The organism is Chitinophagaceae bacterium (genome assembly GCA_016710165.1).
Classification (GTDB): Bacteria; Bacteroidota; Bacteroidia; order Chitinophagales; family Chitinophagaceae; genus Ferruginibacter.
The window spans coordinates 631465-650508 of sequence record JADJLJ010000001.1 but is presented as its reverse complement, the minus strand read 5'-3'; the positions used below and the strand labels follow the sequence as shown (position 1 = coordinate 650508).

The window sequence follows — 19044 nt, the reverse complement described above, 5'->3', positions numbered from 1 at the left end:
TCATTCGCCTATCGGTATGGTCATACTGATGCCAGGTATGCCAGGACTTTTATTTGCGGGCACGCCAAACGTAATAACTGTGCCCATGCATGGCCTTTTCTTGTTTTGATTTTATCTTTTTCAATTATTTCTGTTTTTGTAAATTATCAAAAGCCGGGTTATAGCTTCCGGTTGCCGTCATTGTTGCCGTTAAGTTCATACCGGGGCTTGATAATTATTTTTTCTCCTTCATTCCCGGTGCGGATGCCTGTCCTGTAATAGAGGTAATATTTACCGCTCACCTGTATTTGGTATAATTCAAAACAACGGTTATCGTCCAGGTATTGCACCAGTTTGTATTTTCGGTCCTGGCATGCATTTAGTGAACTTTTAAGTATTACCCAGTCCTGGTAATGATGGGTATCATTTTCAATCCGGTCCATGAATGCAACGGCACTGTTATTGAAAGTCAGATACTTCCCTTCCAGGTTCTTGATCAATACTTTTTTTACCGTTGTGTTGGCGAACACAGCATTATTAATGATCTCGAAATACTGCTTGCCCGTTTCTGCCTTGGTTGCAGGCTGCTTCAATTCGGGGGATGGGCCGGAAAGAAATGCAGGAAATGTCTGGCAGTCCCGTAGGAGATAGTCTATACCGGGAGTAAAGAAAGAGAATTGGGTACGTTCCGGTAAGTCGGCTGTTTCCACACAACGGAAACACAAGACATTAGGCGAACCAATAAAAATTTCCCTGGTTAACTGATCGTTTCCGGGCTTGTTATCAATAAACGCAGAACCCGGTTCCGGTTTTATTGTACAGGTAAGAATGTGGACTTTATTGAACTGAATTTCGGTACCCGAAAACTGTATTTCCAGTTTGACCGTTACCCGTTGGCCCCGCATTAGTATAAAAACATGGTTGGGGTTGGGTATATCAGCTTCCGTTGCTTCGTATCCATTAAACCCGGTGATCCGGTATTGAAAAACCTTCATGCCTTCTTTCAGGACCAATTTGAATTTTGCTGTATATGCTTCTTTGTCCGGATTGGCTATTTCCACGGTGGCGGTGGTTTTTATGGAACAGCCGGTTTCGGCAACGAGCGTATTGGGCAGTACAAAGCTGCTGCTCAGGTCGATGACCTTTGGGATGCCGGTTGGACTTGATTTTGCCGATAGATTCAGTATGCTTGCAAATACTGCTGCATGAACTAACATTAACTTTTTCATGATTATTATTTTATTATCCAAAACTATTTATGCATAGCCCCGGTTCCTAATTGATAAATACCCGTGTTAATTGAAAATCCGTATTTGCTGCATCTGTTACCCGGCCTGGGCAACGCCAGTTGACTTTTTTGCAAAAAATGCAAAAAGAATATTGTAGTTTGGGATAATATAAGATAAATTAGAAGCGGCATTTGCAGTTTTTGCCAAATTTTTTGCATGGAATCAAACAATGCACAGCTACTGTTCTTTCAGCACCTCCGATCCATCCTGCCCGGTCATATTTCTATGGTGGATGAGATCGCCGGCCTGCTGGACATCAGTAATGACAGCGCTTACCGCCGCATCCGGGGCGATAAACCCATCAGTTTTGAAGAACTGCAGAAGCTATGCGTCCATTACAAGGTTTCACTTGACCAGTTAATGAACCTGAAAAGTGATGCGTTCATTTTTACCGGGAAGCTGGATAATGATGCAAATTTTGGATTTGACGAATGGCTGAAAGAAGTGCTGAAACAATATACGGTGATCAGCAGCTTTGAAAAAAAGCACATTTATTTCCTGTTAAAGGACCTTCCGTTCAACCAGCATTTCCAGATACCCGAACTGGCGGCTTTCAAATTTTTCATCTGGAAGAGGTCCTTTACCGGGTTCCAGGTGGAGAAGGGAACAAAATTCTCTTTCAATTATCCCGGGTTTGATGAGCACTATGCGATCGGGCAGGAGATCGTGAAGGTTTATAATTCCATACCTACCACTGAGATATGGAATGCGGAGGCGGTAAACACCACCCTGCGCCAGGTCGAATATTATCTTGAAGCCGGGGCGGTGGTGTCTAAAGAACAGGCCATCATCTTATTTGATAAACTGGAACAACTGGTGAGCCATATTGAAAAGGAGGCAGAAGCGGGTGTAAAATTCAAAATGGGGGATCATCCCCATTCCGGTTCGGCCACATTCCGGTTATTCAACAACGAACTGGTTTTGGGCGATAATACTTTGCAGGCAGAATTGGGCGATATGCGGATCACTTTTCTCAATCATAGTTTCATGCATTTCATCGGAACAAGGGATGAAGCGTTTAACAGGTCGATGTTTAATAACATTACGAATATTATGCAGAAAGCCACCCTCATCAGTTCCAGTAATGAACGGGAGCGGATACGGTTCTTTAACCGCCTGCGGGAAGAGATAAACAACAGGAAGGCCAGGCTTACATAAAATTAAACTGCATTTTATATCAGCTATGGTTGAAATAATGATGTAATTCCCGATCCGCTTTTTATTTATTATAAACTGAGAGGCCAATGGAACAGAATAATGCACAGGTATTGTTTTTTCAGCAAATAAGGTCCATGCTGCATCCCCACCTGTCTGTTGCGGATGAGGTAGCGGGAGTACTGGGGATAAGCCCCGACAGTGCTTACCGGCGTATCCGGGAGCGAGAAGCCCCTCACGTTTGATGAGATCCAGAAATTATGCTCCGCATATAATATTTCCGTTGACAGGTTTTTGCACCAGCAAACCAATCATTTTATTTTTACCGGTAAACTCGGCTACAGTTCCTTTGGTTTTTATGACCAGTACCTGAATGAGATGTTGCAGCAGTTTGAATTCATGCTGGGTTTTGATCACAAGCATATTTATTCCCTCCCGAAGGATATTTTTCCCTTTGTTTATTTCCAGTTTCCCGAACTGGCTGCATTTACATTCTTTTTTTACCGGAAGAACCTCCTGCATTTTGAAGATATGAAGGACCTGAAATTCTCCGTGAAGAACCTGGATAAGGAACACGTAAAACTGGGCATGAAAGTACAGGAGAGCTTTAACCGGATCCCATCCACAGAAATATGGAGTACCGATTCGGTAGACAGTATATTGAACCACATCGCATTTTACAGGGACACGCATTTATTTGAATCGGAAGAGGATGTCCGTTGCCTGTACGATAAACTGGAAGATCTGTTAACCCATCTGGAAAAGCAGGCTGAGCTGGGGCTCAAATTCAATTACGGGAAATCACCGGACAAGAACTCAGCAACATGCAGTATGTATTATAATGAACTTATTACCGGGGATAATTGTGTATTGGCTGAAACCGGGAATACGATGATCACGTATATCAACCATAACCTCATCAATTTCATGTATACCCGGGATGAGCGGTTTAATAATTACACATTGGAAACCTTTAAAAGTGCTATCCGGAAATCAACGCAGATAAGCCGGGTGGGTGAAAGGGCCCGGGCCCGGTTTTTTGAACGCCTCCGGAAAAAGATCCGGCTGCAAAAGGAATCCATTAATCAATATTGATAACTACCTTCGCATTCCTAACCCGGAAAATGATGGACCAGCCTGTAAAATTGATCGAATGTCCCCGTGATGCCATGCAGGGCTGGGCACATTTTATACCTACGGAAAAAAAGACAGCGTACATCAATGCCTTATTGAAAGTAGGGTTCGATACCATCGACTTCGGCAGTTTTGTTTCACCCAAAGCAATACCGCAGATGGCAGATACCAAAGAGGTAATAGGCAATTTGCAATTGACAAACAGCCGGTCAAAACTCCTGGCGATCATTGCCAATGAAAGAGGGGCGCAGGATGCAGTGGTTTTTGATGAGATCAGTTATCTCGGTTTCCCTTTTTCTGTCTCGGAAACATTTCAGAAAAGAAATACCAATTCAACCATTGCAGAATCCCTGGCAAGGGTGGAGGAGATACAGAACCTCTGCATTAAAAATAAAACAGAACTGGTGGTTTATATTTCCATGGGTTTTGGAAATCCCTATGGCGATGTGTATGATGAAGAGATCGTTTTGATTGGGTGAATAAGCTGGTGGAAATGGAAATCAGGATCATTTCGCTGGCAGATACAGTTGGACTGGCAACGGCCGGCCAGGTGAAAAGCGTTACCGGTTACCTGGTGGATTCATTGCCCGGGACAGAAATAGGTGTGCATCTTCATTCAACCACCGCAAACTGGAAGGAAAAGCTGGATGCCGCACTGGAGGCAGGATGCAGGCGGTTTGACGGCGCCCTCAAAGGGATCGGGGGCTGCCCCATGGCCGATGATGAACTGGTGGGCAACATGGATACGGAAAGGATGATCCCTTATTTTGAAGAAAAAGATCTGCTCAATGAACTTGACAAAGATGCTTTAAAGATATGTAGTCGTATGGCATCGGAGATATTTGTTTGAGGCGTTTGAACCGTTGAAATCGTTTGAGGCGTTGAAGTCGTTTAAATCGTTGAAGTCGTTTAAATCGTGCAATTCGTTTAATTCGTGATATGGACTTTCATTTGGAATTTACTCCCAGGCAGTTTGATACAAAGATCAATCACCGGCACAGGTTGCTGCTGATCGGGTCCTGTTTTACCGAACAGGTAGGGGCTAAACTTTCTGCGCATAAATTCACTGTACTGGATAATCCGAATGGCATCCTGTTCAATCCCGTCAGCATTAGCCGTTCCATTGCATCGTATATAGAAAATAAGCAGTACGGTGCAGCAGACCTGTTTTACCAGAACGAATGCTGGAACAGTTGGGAACATCACAGCCGTTTTTCAAACACGGACCAGGATGCATGCCTGCAACGGATCAATGGATCACAGGCTGCAGCGCATTCTTTTTTTAAAAAAGCAGACTGGTTACTGCTGACACTGGGTTCGGCATTTGTGTACGAACTCCCCTCACCCTCCGGAGAGGGATTGGGGGTGAGGTCAGTGGTTGCCAATTGCCATAAAGTGCCAACCGATAAATTCAATAAACGTCTGCTCTCTGTTGAGGAAGTAACGAATGACCTGCAACAGATGATCGGGAAAGCCAGGGCATTCAATCCTAGTCTGAAGATCATTTTCACCATCAGCCCGGTCCGTCATTTACGGGATGGGTTTGTAGAGAATAACCGAAGCAAGGCAACACTGAACCATGCCGTGCACCAGCTGCTGGAAAAAAATGATTCCTGTTTTTATTTCCCGGCCTATGAACTGGTCATTGACGACCTGCGGGACTACCGTTTTTATGCAGAGGATATGGTGCATCCCAATTATGCCGCCACCAGCTATGTGTGGGAAAAATTCATTGCTGCCTGTATTGACGAACCATCACAGCAGCTGATGAAGGAGATCTCCGTGATCGTTGCGGCAAAGAATCACAGGCCTTTCAATCCTGCTTCGGAACAACATAAAAAATTCCTGCAAACCAACCTGGAAAAGCTGAAAAAGCTGCAGGAACAATACCCGTATATTAATTTTGAAGAAGAGGAAAATTACTTTGCGTCCTGATCCCGGGCCCGCTTCAGGGGTGGGGGCATTAATGTATCCGGTCGCCCCTCACTTCCATCTCATTCATCAGTTCCTTTTCATATTTCAGCCACTCGGTCCAGCGTTTTCGTACGGTCTTTTTATCTAAGTAATGTTCTGCCAGGTTGATGAACAAGGTATAATGCCCGGCTTCACTTTCCATAAAACGGCGGTAGAAATTCTTCAGGTACCGGTCATCCAGCCCTTCGCTCAGCCTTTTAAAGCGTTCGCAACTGCGGGCCTCTATCAGCGCCATGGTAAGCAGCTGGTCTAAGAAACGCTCGTCGGGGTGCCCGCCTTTGCGCTGAAACTCCAGCAGTTTATTAACGTATACATCTTTTCGCTGTTTGCCCAACTGTAGTTTCCGTTTATGCAGTTCGGCCAATACCTGCCTGAAATGTCCCCACTCTTCCGTTACGATCGGGCTTAATTCTTTCACCAGTCTTTCTTTATCGGAATATCGCTGGATCAGGCTGATGCAGGTGGTAGCTGCCTTTTGCTCGCAATAGGCATGATCGGTCAGGATCTCTTCCAGCTGCAGTTCGGCCAGGTTCACCCAGCGTGGATCGGATGGCAACTTAAGACCCAGGATGTTCTTTGTATCAATGCTTAGTTCTTCCATACTGCAAAAATAAAAGTTGCCACGTTCCCGGGGCAACTTTTTTACTTAAACTCGAAACCACTAAAATATGAGTAGTGCAAAGTTGAGGCCTGTGTGCCAGACCGGCAATACTACTTTAGTGGTATATGCCGCTTTATTGTTTGGTCACAGAAAAAACCGCTTCGCCTGTAACGGCTGGGCTGAGTCCGACTGTACCGGCCATGATATTGGAGCTGCCGGTATATTTAGCCGCCATGGAATAGATGGCGCTTGATCCCGTATAACTGTAACTGGCTTTCACACTGTCAGAAGAAAGGGTCCAGGTGCCATTCGCTACGTCGGGGGTTAAGGAATTGTTTGCATGCACCACCAGGGCGCCGCCTGATTTAAAAGTGAGCGCAAAATAATTGACCGGGCCGCCGGCGCCATTGTGGTATGTGCCAATCCATTTGCCATCTAACGTGATAGTAGCAGGGGGCTGCGTATCTGATTTACTGCATGAGGTAAACACCCATAATGCCGCCAGTATGAAGACGTACGAAAATATTTTCCTTTTCATGGTTTTTATCTTTTGAACGTGAACGATCCGGATACCGTTATCTTTAAATCCAAACATCATACCACCTATTGCCAAAGCAGGTTTTTTAACATGCGGTGTAAAACTATTTTCTTCCCGGACAGGCTGGTTTGTGACATCATTGCACAGTATTATATTAGTTTTTAGTATTTTACAGCAAATAATATTCTTGTATGAGAATTGTTCCCTTCCTGATCAGTGCAGCAGTAACCACGGGGTTGGTGTATGTACTAAATACCAGCTGGAAAATAGGCGGAAAAGATGCCCCGCCTTTCGGTACATTTTTAAGCCCCCAGCATGGCTTTTGGCAAAATGCCGAGCCGGTCAATGAGCAGTATGCTGCCGACCTTAAATTCCCGCAACTGAAGGGAAAGGTGGATGTATATTTTGATGAACGCCTGGTGCCGCACATTTTTGCCGAGCAGGAGAACGACGCCTATTTTGTACAGGGCTACCTCCATGCCAGGTTCCGGCTTTGGCAGATGGAACTGCAAACCTTTGCTGCCGGGGGAAGGGCAAGTGAGATCGTTGGTGAAAAAGCATTGGAACACGACCGGGAATTCAGGAGACTGGGAATGGTATACGCGGCAGAAATAGCGTTGCAGGAATCAGAGAAAGACCCTGTGATCAAGGCGCAGGGCGATGCATATACTGCCGGTGTGAATGCCTATATTGAAACGCTGACCGAAAGTTCATTGCCGCTGGAGTATAAACTGATCGGCTATAAACCCGAAAAATGGAGCAACCTTAAAACGGCTCTCTTTCTTAAGTACATGAGTTATGACCTGGCAGCCCGGGATGATGATTTTGAACTGACCAATGTAAAAAGCTATTTCAGTGCGGATGATTTTGCGAAACTGTTCCCCTCTTTACAGGATTCATTGGATCCCATCATTCCGAAAGGGACCCCCTTTGAAAAACAAAAGGTTTTTCCCGTGGCGCCGGCAGGTACAGATTCGTTATACCTGAACAATAAAGAACTTGCTGTATCAGAAGCATCCAAACCCGACCGGGATAACGGAAGCAATAACTGGGCAGTAAGCGGCAACAGAACAAAAAGCGGAGCCCCCATTTTGTGCAACGATCCGCACCTGGGATTGAACCTGCCGTCCCTCTGGTACGAAGTGCAGATATCAACGCCGGAATTCAATGCATACGGGGTCAGTTTTCCCGGGGCGCCCGGTGTGATCATCGGGTTTAACGACAGTTGCGCTTTCGGATTTACAAACGGTGGACGGGATGTGCGGGATTATTACGAGATAAAATTCAAAGACGACTCCCGCCAGGAATATTTATTCAACGGGCAATGGATCAAATCAAGATTCAGGGTGGATACCATCAAAATAAAAGGCAAGGCTGATTTTATAGATTCGGTGGCGTATGTGCAGTTGGGACAGGACTGGTGCCCGGTGATGTTTGATAAATCGTACTCGGGTGGCAGAAGCACCAACAATAAATATTATGCCGTTCGCTGGAAGGCACACGATGCCAGCAACGAACTGCGGATATTCAACATGCTCAATCACGCAAAGAATTATGCCGATTACCAGGCCGCCGTTACCAACCTGCACACACCCGGTCAGAACTGTGTGTTTGCCTGCAAGAGCGGCGACATCGCCATCCGTACACAGGGCGAATGGCCGGCAAAGTGGAAGGGCCAGGGTGATTTTGTGATGCCCGGAACGGATACCACTTATTTGTGGCAGGGCATGATACCACAGGATGAAGTGCCTTATCAATACAACCCCGAACGTGGTTTTGTGAGCAGCGCCAACCAAAAGCCGGTTGACGACAGTACCTATCATTATTACCTGGGAAGGGATTACCCTGTGTACCGGGGCATTGCCATTAACCGGCGGTTGAATTCCATGACCAATATAACCCCGCAGGATATGATGGCATTACAGACAGACAACCTGGATATGAGTGCCGTGATGATGAAGCCATTGATCATTGCCAACATGAAAGTGCATGAACTGAATGCGGCGGAGAAAAAATATTTCGAGCTGTTTAAAAGCTGGGATGCAAGAAATGAAGTGGGTTCAACAGGCCCGACTGTATTTGAAAAGTTCTGGAAAAGTTTTGAAAGCGTGGTGTTTGACGACGAGTATGCGAATGCTCCCGGGGTCAGCATGCGTCCTTTTGTGAGTACGTTGGTGGAGGGGGTGATTAAAGATTCAGCCTATAAATTCCTGGATGATATTTCCACGCCGCAGACAGAAACGCTGGCGGATGATATCACAGCCGCATTTAAAAAATCGGTGCCGCAACTGCAGCAGCTGGAAGCCGAAGGAAAACTGGAATGGGAGAAGAACAAAGCTACGCGTATCAACCACCTGGCAAAACTGGCGCCGCTGAGCAGGATGAATTTGCCGGTCGGCGGCGGTGCACAATGCATCAACGCCACCAAGGTTGACCATGGTCCCAGCTGGCGGATGGTGATCAGCCTTACGGCCAAAACAGAAGCTTATGGTGTTTATCCCGGCGGGCAAAGCGGTAACCCGGGCAGTAAATATTACGACAGTTTTGTTGACCAGTGGGCTGCCGGAAAATACTATTCACTCTGGATGATGACGAAGGAAGAAGTGAACGATAAACGTGTGCAGGGAAAAATGACATTCAGTAAATGATTTGAAGATTTGAAAATTAAACAATTTGAAAATGAATGATAGCAATTTTCAAATTGGTACATCTTCAAATTTTCAGATTGGTACATCTTCAAATTTTCAGATTGGTACATCTTCAAATTTTCAGATTGGTACATCTTCAAATTTTCAAATTAATATTATGAAGTTTATAGTTTCTTTAATTCTAACCGCTTTATTAAGTTTTGCCGCCTGCCTTTTTCTTCCCTGGTGGAGCATTGCCCTGGCTGCATTTTTAGTGGCTGCATTGATCCCGCAAAGACCCGGGAAGGCATTCATCACCGGTTTTGTTGCGCTTTTCCTGTTGTGGGGTGGTTTGGGTTTCTGGATCAGCAATGCCAATGAACATATACTGGCGCATAAAGTATCCCTGCTTATGATCAACATGGATAATCCTTATTTGCTGATGCTGGCAACTGCGGTCATCGGGGCGCTGGTGGCGGGTTTTGCGGCATTGGCAGGCAGTTTTCTCCGCAAAAGCAAGGCATAAAGGATCCCTTGATTAATTTTAGTCTTTCAGTAACAAAATGCCTTTTATTTTTGTTATTAATCAAAACTGAATATGCCCAGAGCTTTATTGGTCCTTTTTTTACTTGCCTCTGTTCCCGTCTCTGCTCAAAAAATTTACGGTACTGTTTTTTCTGATAAGGGCGACCTGTTGCCCTATGCATCCATTACCATCAAAGGAACATCCATCGGGGCCAGTGCAAATGATAAAGCCAAATTCTCTTTTGCTGTTTCCCCGGGTACTTATACCGTGGTCTGCCAGCATATAGGCTACCGCAAACAGGAATCGAAGATCACCATCGCAAAAGCCGATGAAGAGATAACATTCATTCTTGCCAACCAGCAGCTTGATATGGCCGAAGTAGTGATCAAAAAAGGGGAAGACCCGGCATATGCTATCATCCGGCAGGCCATTAAGAAAAGGTCATTTTACAGTGAGCAGGTAAAGGCATTTCAATGCGGCCTCTATGCAAAGGATATGCTGAAGCTGCGGAACCTTCCCAAAAAGATACTGGGCCGTAAGATCTCCGAACAGGACCGGGAAGACATGGGTGTAGATTCATCCGGCAGGGGCATTATCTATCTTTCTGAATCGGTTTCTGAAATATACAGCCAGTTGCCGGATAAACTGCGGCTGGAAGTGATCAGCAGCCGGGTCAGTGGCAGCGATGGGTTTGGCTTCACGTTCCCAACCTTCATCAGTTTTTATCAAAACAATGTTTCCATATTCCTCAACCAGCTCAATCCAAGAGGGTTCGTTTCTCCCATTGCCGATGCGGCGTTGAGCATGTACCGCTATAAATTCCTGGGCAGTTTTTATGAAGACGGAAAAGAGATCAACAGCATTCAGGTGATCCCCCGGCGTAACTATGAACCCGTGTTCTCCGGCATCATCAATATCACCGATGGCGACTGGCGTATTCACAGCCTGGACCTGCGGCTTACAAAGACCTCGCAGCTTGAGATCGTAGACACACTCCAGATAACCCAGATACATGTGCCGGTGGGCAATGATGTGTGGCGGGTGAAGAACCAACTGATCCATTTCAGCTTCAAACAATTTGGCATTGATGCCATCGGAAATTTTGTGGCGGTATATTCAAACTACCTCATCAACCCGGTATTTGCCAAAAACCGGTTCAATAACATCATTGTGCGCTACGATACGGCGGTAAACAAACGTTCGAAGGAATACTGGGATACCATCCGGCCGGTTCCGCTGGAAGTGGAAGAAAGGCTTGACTACGAAGTGAAGGACAGCCTTTTTGAAGTACGAAGGGATTCATTGCTCAGCCAGTCTTCGATCGACTCCCTGAAAAAGAAACAGGGCAAACTGAAGCCGTTGAATATTTTCTGGAAGGGGATCCAGCGCACGCATTACAGCAAGACCAATACGTTTCAATGGGGTATTGAATCCCTGATAAAAGGGCTGGAGTATAATACGGTGGAAGGGGTGGTGGTGAACCTGAATATGTTTTATGATAAGTACTTCAGTAAATTCAAAACGAATGTTTCCTTTGAACCCAATCTTCGTTATGGCTTCAGTAATACACACCTGAATGCGTGGGCCAAACTGACGCTGCGGACAAGGGATTGGGAAACGGATAAAAAGATCAGGCGGCAGACCTGGGAATTCAGTGGCGGCAAGCGGGTGAGCCAGTTCAACAAAGAAAGCCAGGTATTGCCTTTGAATAATGCGATCAATACCTTATTCTGGGGCGATAATTTCATGAAGATCTATGAGAACTACTTTGCTTCCCTGGGTTTCAGTAAACGGTACGAAAGTGGTTTCCGGTTTGCGGTCCATGTTTTGTACGAAGACAGGATCCCGCTGGATAACAGCAGTACCTTTACCATTTTCAAAGTAGATTCAGGCCGCATTACCCCCAACTATCCCGTAGAAAGGATCCCCGCACAATTTACCCCCAACCAGGCACTGGTGCTGAGCATTGATATAAGCTTCAGGCCTGGCCAGCGTTATATTCAGTATCCAAACCGCAAGATGTCATTGGGTTCAAAATATCCCACGTTCAGTCTGAACTACACCCGGGGGATCAAAAATATCTTGGGGAGCGATGCAAACTTCGACAAGTGGCGTTTCAGTGTGGCAGATGGCGTGAATTTAAAACTGGCAGGCACATTCCGGTATAAACTCGGAATAGGAGGTTTCCTCAATGCCCGGACTGTTCATATCCAGGATTTCCAGCATTTCAACGGCAACCGTTCCACTGCCGCCAGCGAATACGTGAACAGCTACCAACTGGCTCCTTATTATCTCAACAGTTCAACCGAACCATTTTTTGCATTCGGGCATATTGAACATCATTTCAATGGCTTCCTCACGAATAAGATCCCGCTCTTTAAGCGATTGAACTGGAACCTGGTGGCCGGCACCAATGCATATTATGTGAACCGCAGCAGTTATTTTGCCGAGGGCTTTGTGGGACTGGAAAATATACTGAAGATATTCCGGGTTGATTATGTGGTGGGATACAGTAACAATAAAGCGATCTCCGGCGAAATAAGGATCGGCACGGGCGGATTACTGGGTAATTCAGTACGGGCCAATGCACAGCCCCGGCGCAGGAACGGGGGACTCAGCATCGGGTTATAAAATACTGTTTCAATAAAACTCCACTGAATTTTTGAGTATATTTGCAACTCAAATTTGGTTTGCCCTGCAAGCATCCAATCTTTTCCGGTACTGAGCGGAGTCGAAGTATTAGCGGAGTCGAAGTATTAGCGGAGTCGAAGTATTAGCGGAGTCGAAGTATTAGCGGAGTCGAAGTACTTGTACATCCTAAGTACCGGAAGATTATTCTTAGTTGGTCTGAGCGAAGTCGAAGACCAGTTAAAAATTCAAATGAAAAAACTATGGCAGTATTACACAACCGGGTTTCCCAGGCGGAACTGAAAAAATTATTATTCGCCGAAACCGAACACCGCACCACCATTTCCTTCTACCAGTATTTTCCTGTTGAGGATCCCAAACAGTTCCGGGACGAAATGTACAAGGCCCTGAATGCCCTGAAAGTATTTGGACGGATATACATAGCGCAGGAAGGAATCAATGCACAGGTCAGTGTGCCCGACAGCAATGTAGATGCATTCCGGGACTACCTGTATTCCATCCCTGCCTTGAACGGTATCCGGCTGAATATTGCCGTGGATGACGATGGAAGATCTTTTTGGGTGCTGAAGATAAAAGTGCGGCACAAGATCGTGGCGGACGGGATCACCGATCCCGGTTTCAGCATGGAGAAAAAAGGCCGCTATGTGAATGCGGAGCAAATGAATGAACTGATGGAAAAAGAAGACACCATCGTGATCGACATGCGCAACCATTATGAATACGAAGTGGGGCATTTTACAAAAGCACTCGAGATCCCCAGCGATACATTCCGGGAGCAGTTACCCATGGCGGTGGATATGATGAAGGAGAACAGGGATAAGAACATCATCATGTACTGCACCGGCGGCATCCGTTGCGAAAAGGCAAGCGCTTATATGCTGCACAACGGGTTTAAAAATGTTTTTCACCTCGAAGGCGGCGTCATCAATTATGCCCGGCAGGCGAAGGAAAAGGGGCTGGAGAGTAAATTCATCGGCAAGAACTTTGTTTTTGACGACCGGCTGGGTGAGCGCATCACGGAAGACATCATTGCCCGGTGCCACCAGTGCGGCAAACCGGCCGATACACATACCAATTGTAAAAATGACGGCTGCCACCTGCTTTTCATCCAATGTGCGGATTGTGCTGCAAAAAAGGATGGTTGCTGCAGCGAGGCTTGCCAAACGGTGTACAATTTACCCCTGGAGGAACAAAAGGAACTGCGCAAGGGAATTGATAAAGGGATGATGGTGTTCAACAAAAGCATGAAACGGCTGCGGCCAAGGCTGGATGAAATGAAAAAGACCTGATATTACGTTAATCCCAGTTTTTCTATTTCTGCGATGATCCGTTTCTCCGTTTCTTCGTCGCTGAGTTTTTGAGGAACGAATTTTTGCCCGATCACTTTTTCATACAGTTCAATGTATCTTTTTGAAATGGTGTCCACCCATTCATCACTCATGGCCGGAACGGTCTGTCCTTCCTTGCCCATGAAATTATTTTCGATCAGCCATTCCCGCACAAACTCCTTGCTCAGTTGTTTCTGGCGTTCGCCTTTTTGCTGCCTTTCCTCAAAACCGTCGGTATAAAAATAACGGGACGAATCGGGCGTATGTATCTCATCCATTAAAATGATCTCATTACCGATCCTGCCAAATTCATATTTGGTATCCACCAGTATCAATCCCTGCCGGGCTGCTATCTCATTTCCGCGTGCAAAAGTTTCAGCGCATAACCGGACAATGCATTCCATTCTTTTTCTGTTGCCAACCCGTTGTTTATGATCTCTGCGGGAGATATATCTTCATCATGTCCTTCTGAAGCCTTCGTGCTGGGTGTAATGACCGGGGAGGGGAAGGGGTCATTTTCCTTCATTCCGCCGGGCATTTCTGCTCCGCATAATTCCCGTTTACCGGAAGAATAGGTACGCCAGGCATGACCGGTAAGATTGCCTCTTACCACCATCTCAATTTTAAAGGGCTCGCATTTTTTACCGATGCTCACATTGGGTGCCGGAACATCCATCAGCCAGTTGGGACAGATGTCGGAAGTTGCCTTGAGCATGTATGCAGCAATCTGGGTCAATACCTGTCCCTTAAATGGTATGGGCCGGGGAAGGATCACATCAAAGGCCGAGATGCGGTCACTGGCCAGCATCACCAGGTACTTACCGGCAATGGTGTAAACGTCTCTTACCTTGCCTTTGTAAAAAGCGGTCTGCCCGGGGAAATTGAAATTTGCCATGCTGCTAAATTACTGCCGGGCTTTGTAATACCACGTTTTTTACCAGCTTAGATTTCAACAAGATGGGTAAAAAATTAAATTTTAAGTTAAAAATAACAATGCTTAATTTGCCTTATATTTAAAACCAAAAAACGAGATATGAGAAAAGTTACAACCTATATGGTTACTATTTTCATGGCTACTATTTTAACGATTGCGGCCTATGCACAAAATGTAACTATTAACGGAAACGTACGAAACAGCAACACGAAGGAAGGGTCCGGGGCTGTTTCGGTAATGATCAAGGGGACGGAGACCGGTACTTTCACTGACGATAAAGGTAATTTTAAGCTGACCGTGAAAAGCCTGCCTGTAACCATTTTGATATCTTCCGTAGGATATGAACTGCAGGAAGTTACGGTGACCAGTGCAGCCAAACCGGTCCAGGTTGATTTTAAGCCCAGTAATGCCCTTGGCCAGGAAGTAGTGGTAGCGGCAAACAGGGTTCCCCAGCGGATATTGGAATCGCCTGTTTCCATCGAAAGGATCAGCGCCGCCAACATACGTAACTCACCGGTTTCAAATTATTACGATGTGGTTACAACGCTTAAAGGCGTGGACATCACCACTTCTTCACTTACTTTTAAAACACCGACCACCCGTGGTTTTAACTCAAGCGGTAATACCCGTTTCAACCAGTTGGTGGATGGAATGGATAACCAGGCCCCAGGTCTGAACTTTTCCGTGGCCTCCATCATCGGATTGAGTGAACTGGATGTGGATAATATAGAACTGCTGTCCGGCGCTTCTTCTGCTTTATACGGCCCCGGCGGTATGAACGGAACCCTGCTGATGACCAGCAAGAACCCATTCAAATACCAGGGTTTCTCTTTTTTGATCAAAGAGGGTATCATGCATGTGGGTAATAAACGTCAAAGAGATCCTTCCCTCTATAATAACTGGAACCTGAGGTGGGGAAAAAAAATGTCTGAAAGATTTGCTTTTAAAATAAATGCCGAGCTCATACAGGCAAAAGACTGGATGGCTACCGATAACAGGAATTACAGCCGGACAGGTACCACGGGCAGTGTAATTCCGGGTAACAGGAAAACAGATCCGAATTATGACGGCATCAATGTGTACGGTGACGAAACCACGGTTGACATCCGTGCATTCTTTTCAAGCATTGCAGCCAGCCTTCCGGGTGCAGCCAATTTCATCAATGCCAACGGACTATTGAATACACCTCAAAATGTATCCCGTACAGGCTATACCGAAAAGGAATTATTAAATCCGAATACGGTTAACTTTAAACTGGCCGGATCATTGCATTATAAGATAACAAAAAATACAGAAGCAATACTTGCTGCTTACTGGGGAACGGGTAATACTATCTATACAGGCAGTGACCGTTATTCCCTGAAAGATTTCAAAATGGGCCAGTACAAACTGGAGATCAACAACCCCAACTGGTCCTTCCGTGCTTATACAACACAGGAGAATGCCGGCGAGTCTTACAACGCCACTGCCACCACCCGGTTGTTTAATGAATCATGGAAAAAATCAGTTACCACTGATGCGGCCGGAAATCCAACCCCATTACCAACAGACTGGTACATTCAATATGCTTTTTCCTACCTGAGCAACCTGATGAACGGCATGACGCAATACGATGCCCACCAGGCTTCCAGGGCCCTTGCTGACGTAGGAAGACCGGCTGCAGGTTCTGCTCCCTTTGTAAGTGCATATGATGCGATCCGAAAAAGGCCGATCTCACAAAATGGTGGTTTGCTTTTAGACCAGTCCGACCTGTGGGCGGTGGAAGGGAACTATAACCTTACCCCATTCACAAAAAGCATTGCAGATATCATGATCGGGGCTAACTATAAAAAATACATACTGAATTCCAAGGGCACTTTATTTGCTGATTCAACCGGCGCTTTCGGACTGGCACAATATGGAGGATATATACAGGCCAGCCGCCAGATCATAGACCGGCTGAACCTGACTGTTTCCGGCAGGTATGATAAGGCCGATAATTTCAAAGGCCGTTTCACACCAAGAGTAACGGCCTTGTTCAAGGTCATGCAGGATAATAATGTACGTTTGTCTTTCCAGACCGCATATCGTTTCCCGAGCAACCAGCAGCAGTTCATCAATTTGCAGGTGGGCAGTACCCGCCTTGTTGGCAGCAACCCGTCTTTTGCCACGTATTTGAATTATTCAGGCAACCCATTATATGATGCAGCCAGTGTGCTGGCCGGAACTCCCACCGTTTACACCACCACGGAAGTAAAACCGGAGGCCGTGAGTTCATTTGAACTGGGTTATAAAGGCCTGTTAATGCAAAGCAAATTACTGATCGATGTGTATGGTTATTACGGACAGTACAAAGACTTTTTGGGAAGGATAAACACCATGCAGACAACTACCGGAAATGCTGCAGATATTACGAATCCCACCCGGAGGAGAAATATCTCGGTTCCTTTGAATACAACCGACAAGGTAAAGACCTATGGTTTTGGCCTGGGTGTTGATTACCGATTGCCGTTGAACTTTGTGGTAAGTGCCAACGTTGCTTCGGATATATTAAAAGATGTGCCGTCGAATTTTGTGGCATATTTTAATGCGCCCAAGTATAAAACAAACCTCACCCTTGGCAATACCGCATTCGGCCCCGGTAAAAAACTCGGGTTCAGCGTAGCATGGCGGTGGCAGGATGGTTTTTATTACCAGGGTGATTTTGCCAACGGCAATTTACCCGCTGTGCATAATTTAGATGCCCAGGTAAGCCTGAAATTACCCAAGGCCAATAAATCAATCATAAAGATCGGTGCAACCAACCTGTTGAACCAGTATTATTATAATGCGATCGGTAACTCACAGATCGGCGGGTTATACTATGTAAGTTTTGGATATAACATTTATTGATCCCTTTGGTAACTAAAATTTAAAATTAAAAATGACTATAATGAAAACAATGATCCATAAACTCAGGGCTTTTCACCTGGTTGTTTTAACCGCACTGGCGCTGTTAACTGCTTCCTGCAATAAGGACCTGGAGCAACTGGCTCCTATAGCCACGCCGGTATATCCAACCGGTAGTGGTATTGCCGCCACGCTGGCTGCCAATCCGAATTACAGCAATTACGCTGCGTTGATAGCACGGGGAGGATTGACAGCCTCGTTAAACGACCTTACAAAGTCTTTTACACTATTTGCAACGGATAATAACGGGATGAATTTATTTGCAACTGCTGCATCAGGCGGGGCAGTTCCATACCCAGCACCTGCCAGTGTTGTTCTTGCATTTATTAATGGAAGTTTACCTGCTGCCAACGCTGCAGGAATTGTACAGTATAATACCATCGGTCAGAAATTTCCTGCTGCTTCCATCGGTAACGGTTTCCCGAACTACCCGCTTACCAGCCAGATAATCCTGGATCCAAACCAGCCATTTGTACGGATGCCGATCTTCCCGGCAAGAGGTACCACTTACTCTTATGTAAATAACCTGCCGTTGATCGCTACGGATATGGCCGCAGCCAATGGGATCATTCATACGGGGTATTCCATAGCGGCTCCGCCTACGGCTACGTTAAAAACAATGATCGCCGGGGAAGCCACATTATCTTATTTCCGTGCGGCAGTTGCCCGTGCAGACAGTGGTTCTGTTGGTTTATCAAAGTTCGATTCCCTGCTTAATTACGGCGTTACCAATATGACGGTACTGGCACCGAATGATGCCGCTTTTCAAACCCTTGTTTTCGGACTGGTATATGCACAGGTATTTGCTGCAACCGGAAGTACTGTCATTGCCACTGCACAGGCAAATGCGGCCGTAGCAGCCGGCCCTGCTTTTTTAGGTACGAACAATGTATCCACTGCCCTGGTTAAAGGCATTGTTGCTTATCACCTGCTGGCATCTTTAACAAGCAGTACCACCACACCCTACCAGCCTAACATACGGGTATTCTCAAATAATATTCCGGCAACACCGGCTTTTGTAAAGACCCTGGTCAACGGAAGTATTGCTGCTCACCCGGGCGTATCTGCCGTTGCCACTTATTTAGGGCCTGCCGTAACCAGCGCCCGCTTTACAGGCTATGGCACATTCCCTCCGGGCGGGGCGCCTTACAGCGGCACAGCAGCCAATGTACTTACCATGGATAAACATGCTGTAAACGGGGTATATCACATCATCGACCGGGTATTGCTTCCGCAATAATCTCAATTCATAAAATAGTTAAAGGGCTTCAGGTTTCTGAAGCCCTTTTGTTTTTAACTTTGAACAGGACAGAAAGCAGGTTTATGTGCCGCTGATGTAAATACAACAGGATAATTCTGCATTCCCTGTTTTCAATCATTCC

13 protein-coding genes and 2 pseudogenes are annotated in these 19044 nt (G+C 46.0%); 11 read left to right on the top strand and 4 right to left on the bottom strand.

The features are described from left to right. Nucleotides 1–158 precede the first annotated feature (158 nt). A complete protein-coding gene (locus IPJ02_02850) occupies nt 159–1208 on the bottom strand; it encodes a hypothetical protein (protein MBK7374527.1) in 1050 nt (349 codons plus the stop codon). 216 nt (nt 1209–1424) lie between these two features. On the opposite strand from IPJ02_02850, the gene IPJ02_02845 reads away from it, so the two are divergent. The 5 genes and pseudogenes from IPJ02_02845 (at nt 1425) to IPJ02_02825 (ending at nt 5492) form a co-directional block, all read left to right on the top strand. Continuing rightward, the gene (locus IPJ02_02845; GenBank protein ID MBK7374526.1) at nt 1425–2426 is read left to right on the top strand and encodes a hypothetical protein; all 1002 of its coding nucleotides are present in this window, start codon (nt 1425–1427) and stop codon (nt 2424–2426) included. Nucleotides 2427–2512: 86 nt separating this feature from the next. After that, nucleotides 2513–2668 (top strand): hypothetical protein, encoded by a 156-nt coding sequence (locus tag IPJ02_02840; GenBank protein ID MBK7374525.1) that lies wholly within the window; start codon nt 2513–2515, stop codon nt 2666–2668. Then, nucleotides 2625–3518: a hypothetical protein gene (locus IPJ02_02835; protein ID MBK7374524.1), complete on the top strand. Its 894-nt coding sequence runs from the start codon at nt 2625–2627 to the stop codon at nt 3516–3518. Before IPJ02_02840 ends, IPJ02_02835 begins: the two co-directional genes overlap by 44 nt. A gap of 29 nt (nt 3519–3547) precedes the next feature. Next, a pseudogene (locus tag IPJ02_02830) lies at nt 3548–4407 on the top strand (hydroxymethylglutaryl-CoA lyase). Between the two features lie 89 nt (nt 4408–4496). Next, nucleotides 4497–5492 (top strand): GSCFA domain-containing protein, encoded by a 996-nt coding sequence (locus IPJ02_02825; GenBank protein MBK7374523.1) that lies wholly within the window; start codon nt 4497–4499, stop codon nt 5490–5492. A gap of 28 nt (nt 5493–5520) precedes the next feature. On the opposite strand, the gene IPJ02_02820 is transcribed toward IPJ02_02825, so the two are convergent. After that, entirely contained in the window at nt 5521–6132 is a 612-nt protein-coding gene (locus tag IPJ02_02820; GenBank protein ID MBK7374522.1) for a tRNA-(ms[2]io[6]A)-hydroxylase, read from the bottom strand. A gap of 133 nt (nt 6133–6265) precedes the next feature. Then, nucleotides 6266–6670 carry a hypothetical protein gene (locus IPJ02_02815; GenBank protein MBK7374521.1) on the bottom strand — a complete coding sequence of 135 codons (405 nt, stop codon included), beginning with the start codon at nt 6668–6670 and terminating at the stop codon, nt 6266–6268. Between the two features lie 191 nt (nt 6671–6861). Here IPJ02_02815 and IPJ02_02810 point away from each other — a divergent pair, with 191 nt between their 5' ends. The 4 genes from IPJ02_02810 to IPJ02_02795 all read left to right on the top strand — a co-directional run bounded on the left by IPJ02_02810 (nt 6862) and on the right by IPJ02_02795 (nt 13761). Further along, on the top strand, nt 6862–9318 hold the full coding sequence (locus tag IPJ02_02810) for a penicillin acylase family protein (protein MBK7374520.1): 2457 nt from the start codon (nt 6862–6864) through the stop codon (nt 9316–9318). Nucleotides 9319–9475: 157 nt separating this feature from the next. Next, on the top strand, nt 9476–9823 hold the full coding sequence (locus tag IPJ02_02805; protein ID MBK7374519.1) for a hypothetical protein: 348 nt from the start codon (nt 9476–9478) through the stop codon (nt 9821–9823). Between the two features lie 72 nt (nt 9824–9895). Then, nucleotides 9896–12454: a carboxypeptidase-like regulatory domain-containing protein gene (locus tag IPJ02_02800; GenBank protein MBK7374518.1), complete on the top strand. Its 2559-nt coding sequence runs from the start codon at nt 9896–9898 to the stop codon at nt 12452–12454. A 260-nt stretch (nt 12455–12714) separates the two neighbouring features. Next, the gene (locus IPJ02_02795; protein MBK7374517.1) at nt 12715–13761 is read left to right on the top strand and encodes a rhodanese-related sulfurtransferase; all 1047 of its coding nucleotides are present in this window, start codon (nt 12715–12717) and stop codon (nt 13759–13761) included. Nucleotides 13762–13763: 2 nt separating this feature from the next. On the opposite strand, the pseudogene IPJ02_02790 reads toward IPJ02_02795, so the two are convergent. Further along, a pseudogene (locus IPJ02_02790) lies at nt 13764–14695 on the bottom strand (phosphoribosylaminoimidazolesuccinocarboxamide synthase). Nucleotides 14696–14833: 138 nt separating this feature from the next. Here IPJ02_02790 and IPJ02_02785 point away from each other — a divergent pair. Together IPJ02_02785 and IPJ02_02780 are read left to right on the top strand one after the other, a co-directional pair. Further along, complete coding sequence (locus tag IPJ02_02785; GenBank protein MBK7374516.1) at nt 14834–17605, top strand: TonB-dependent receptor; 2772 nt, start codon at nt 14834–14836, stop codon at nt 17603–17605. A 40-nt stretch (nt 17606–17645) separates the two neighbouring features. After that, on the top strand, nt 17646–18902 hold the full coding sequence (locus IPJ02_02780; protein MBK7374515.1) for a fasciclin domain-containing protein: 1257 nt from the start codon (nt 17646–17648) through the stop codon (nt 18900–18902). Nucleotides 18903–19044 lie beyond the last annotated feature (142 nt).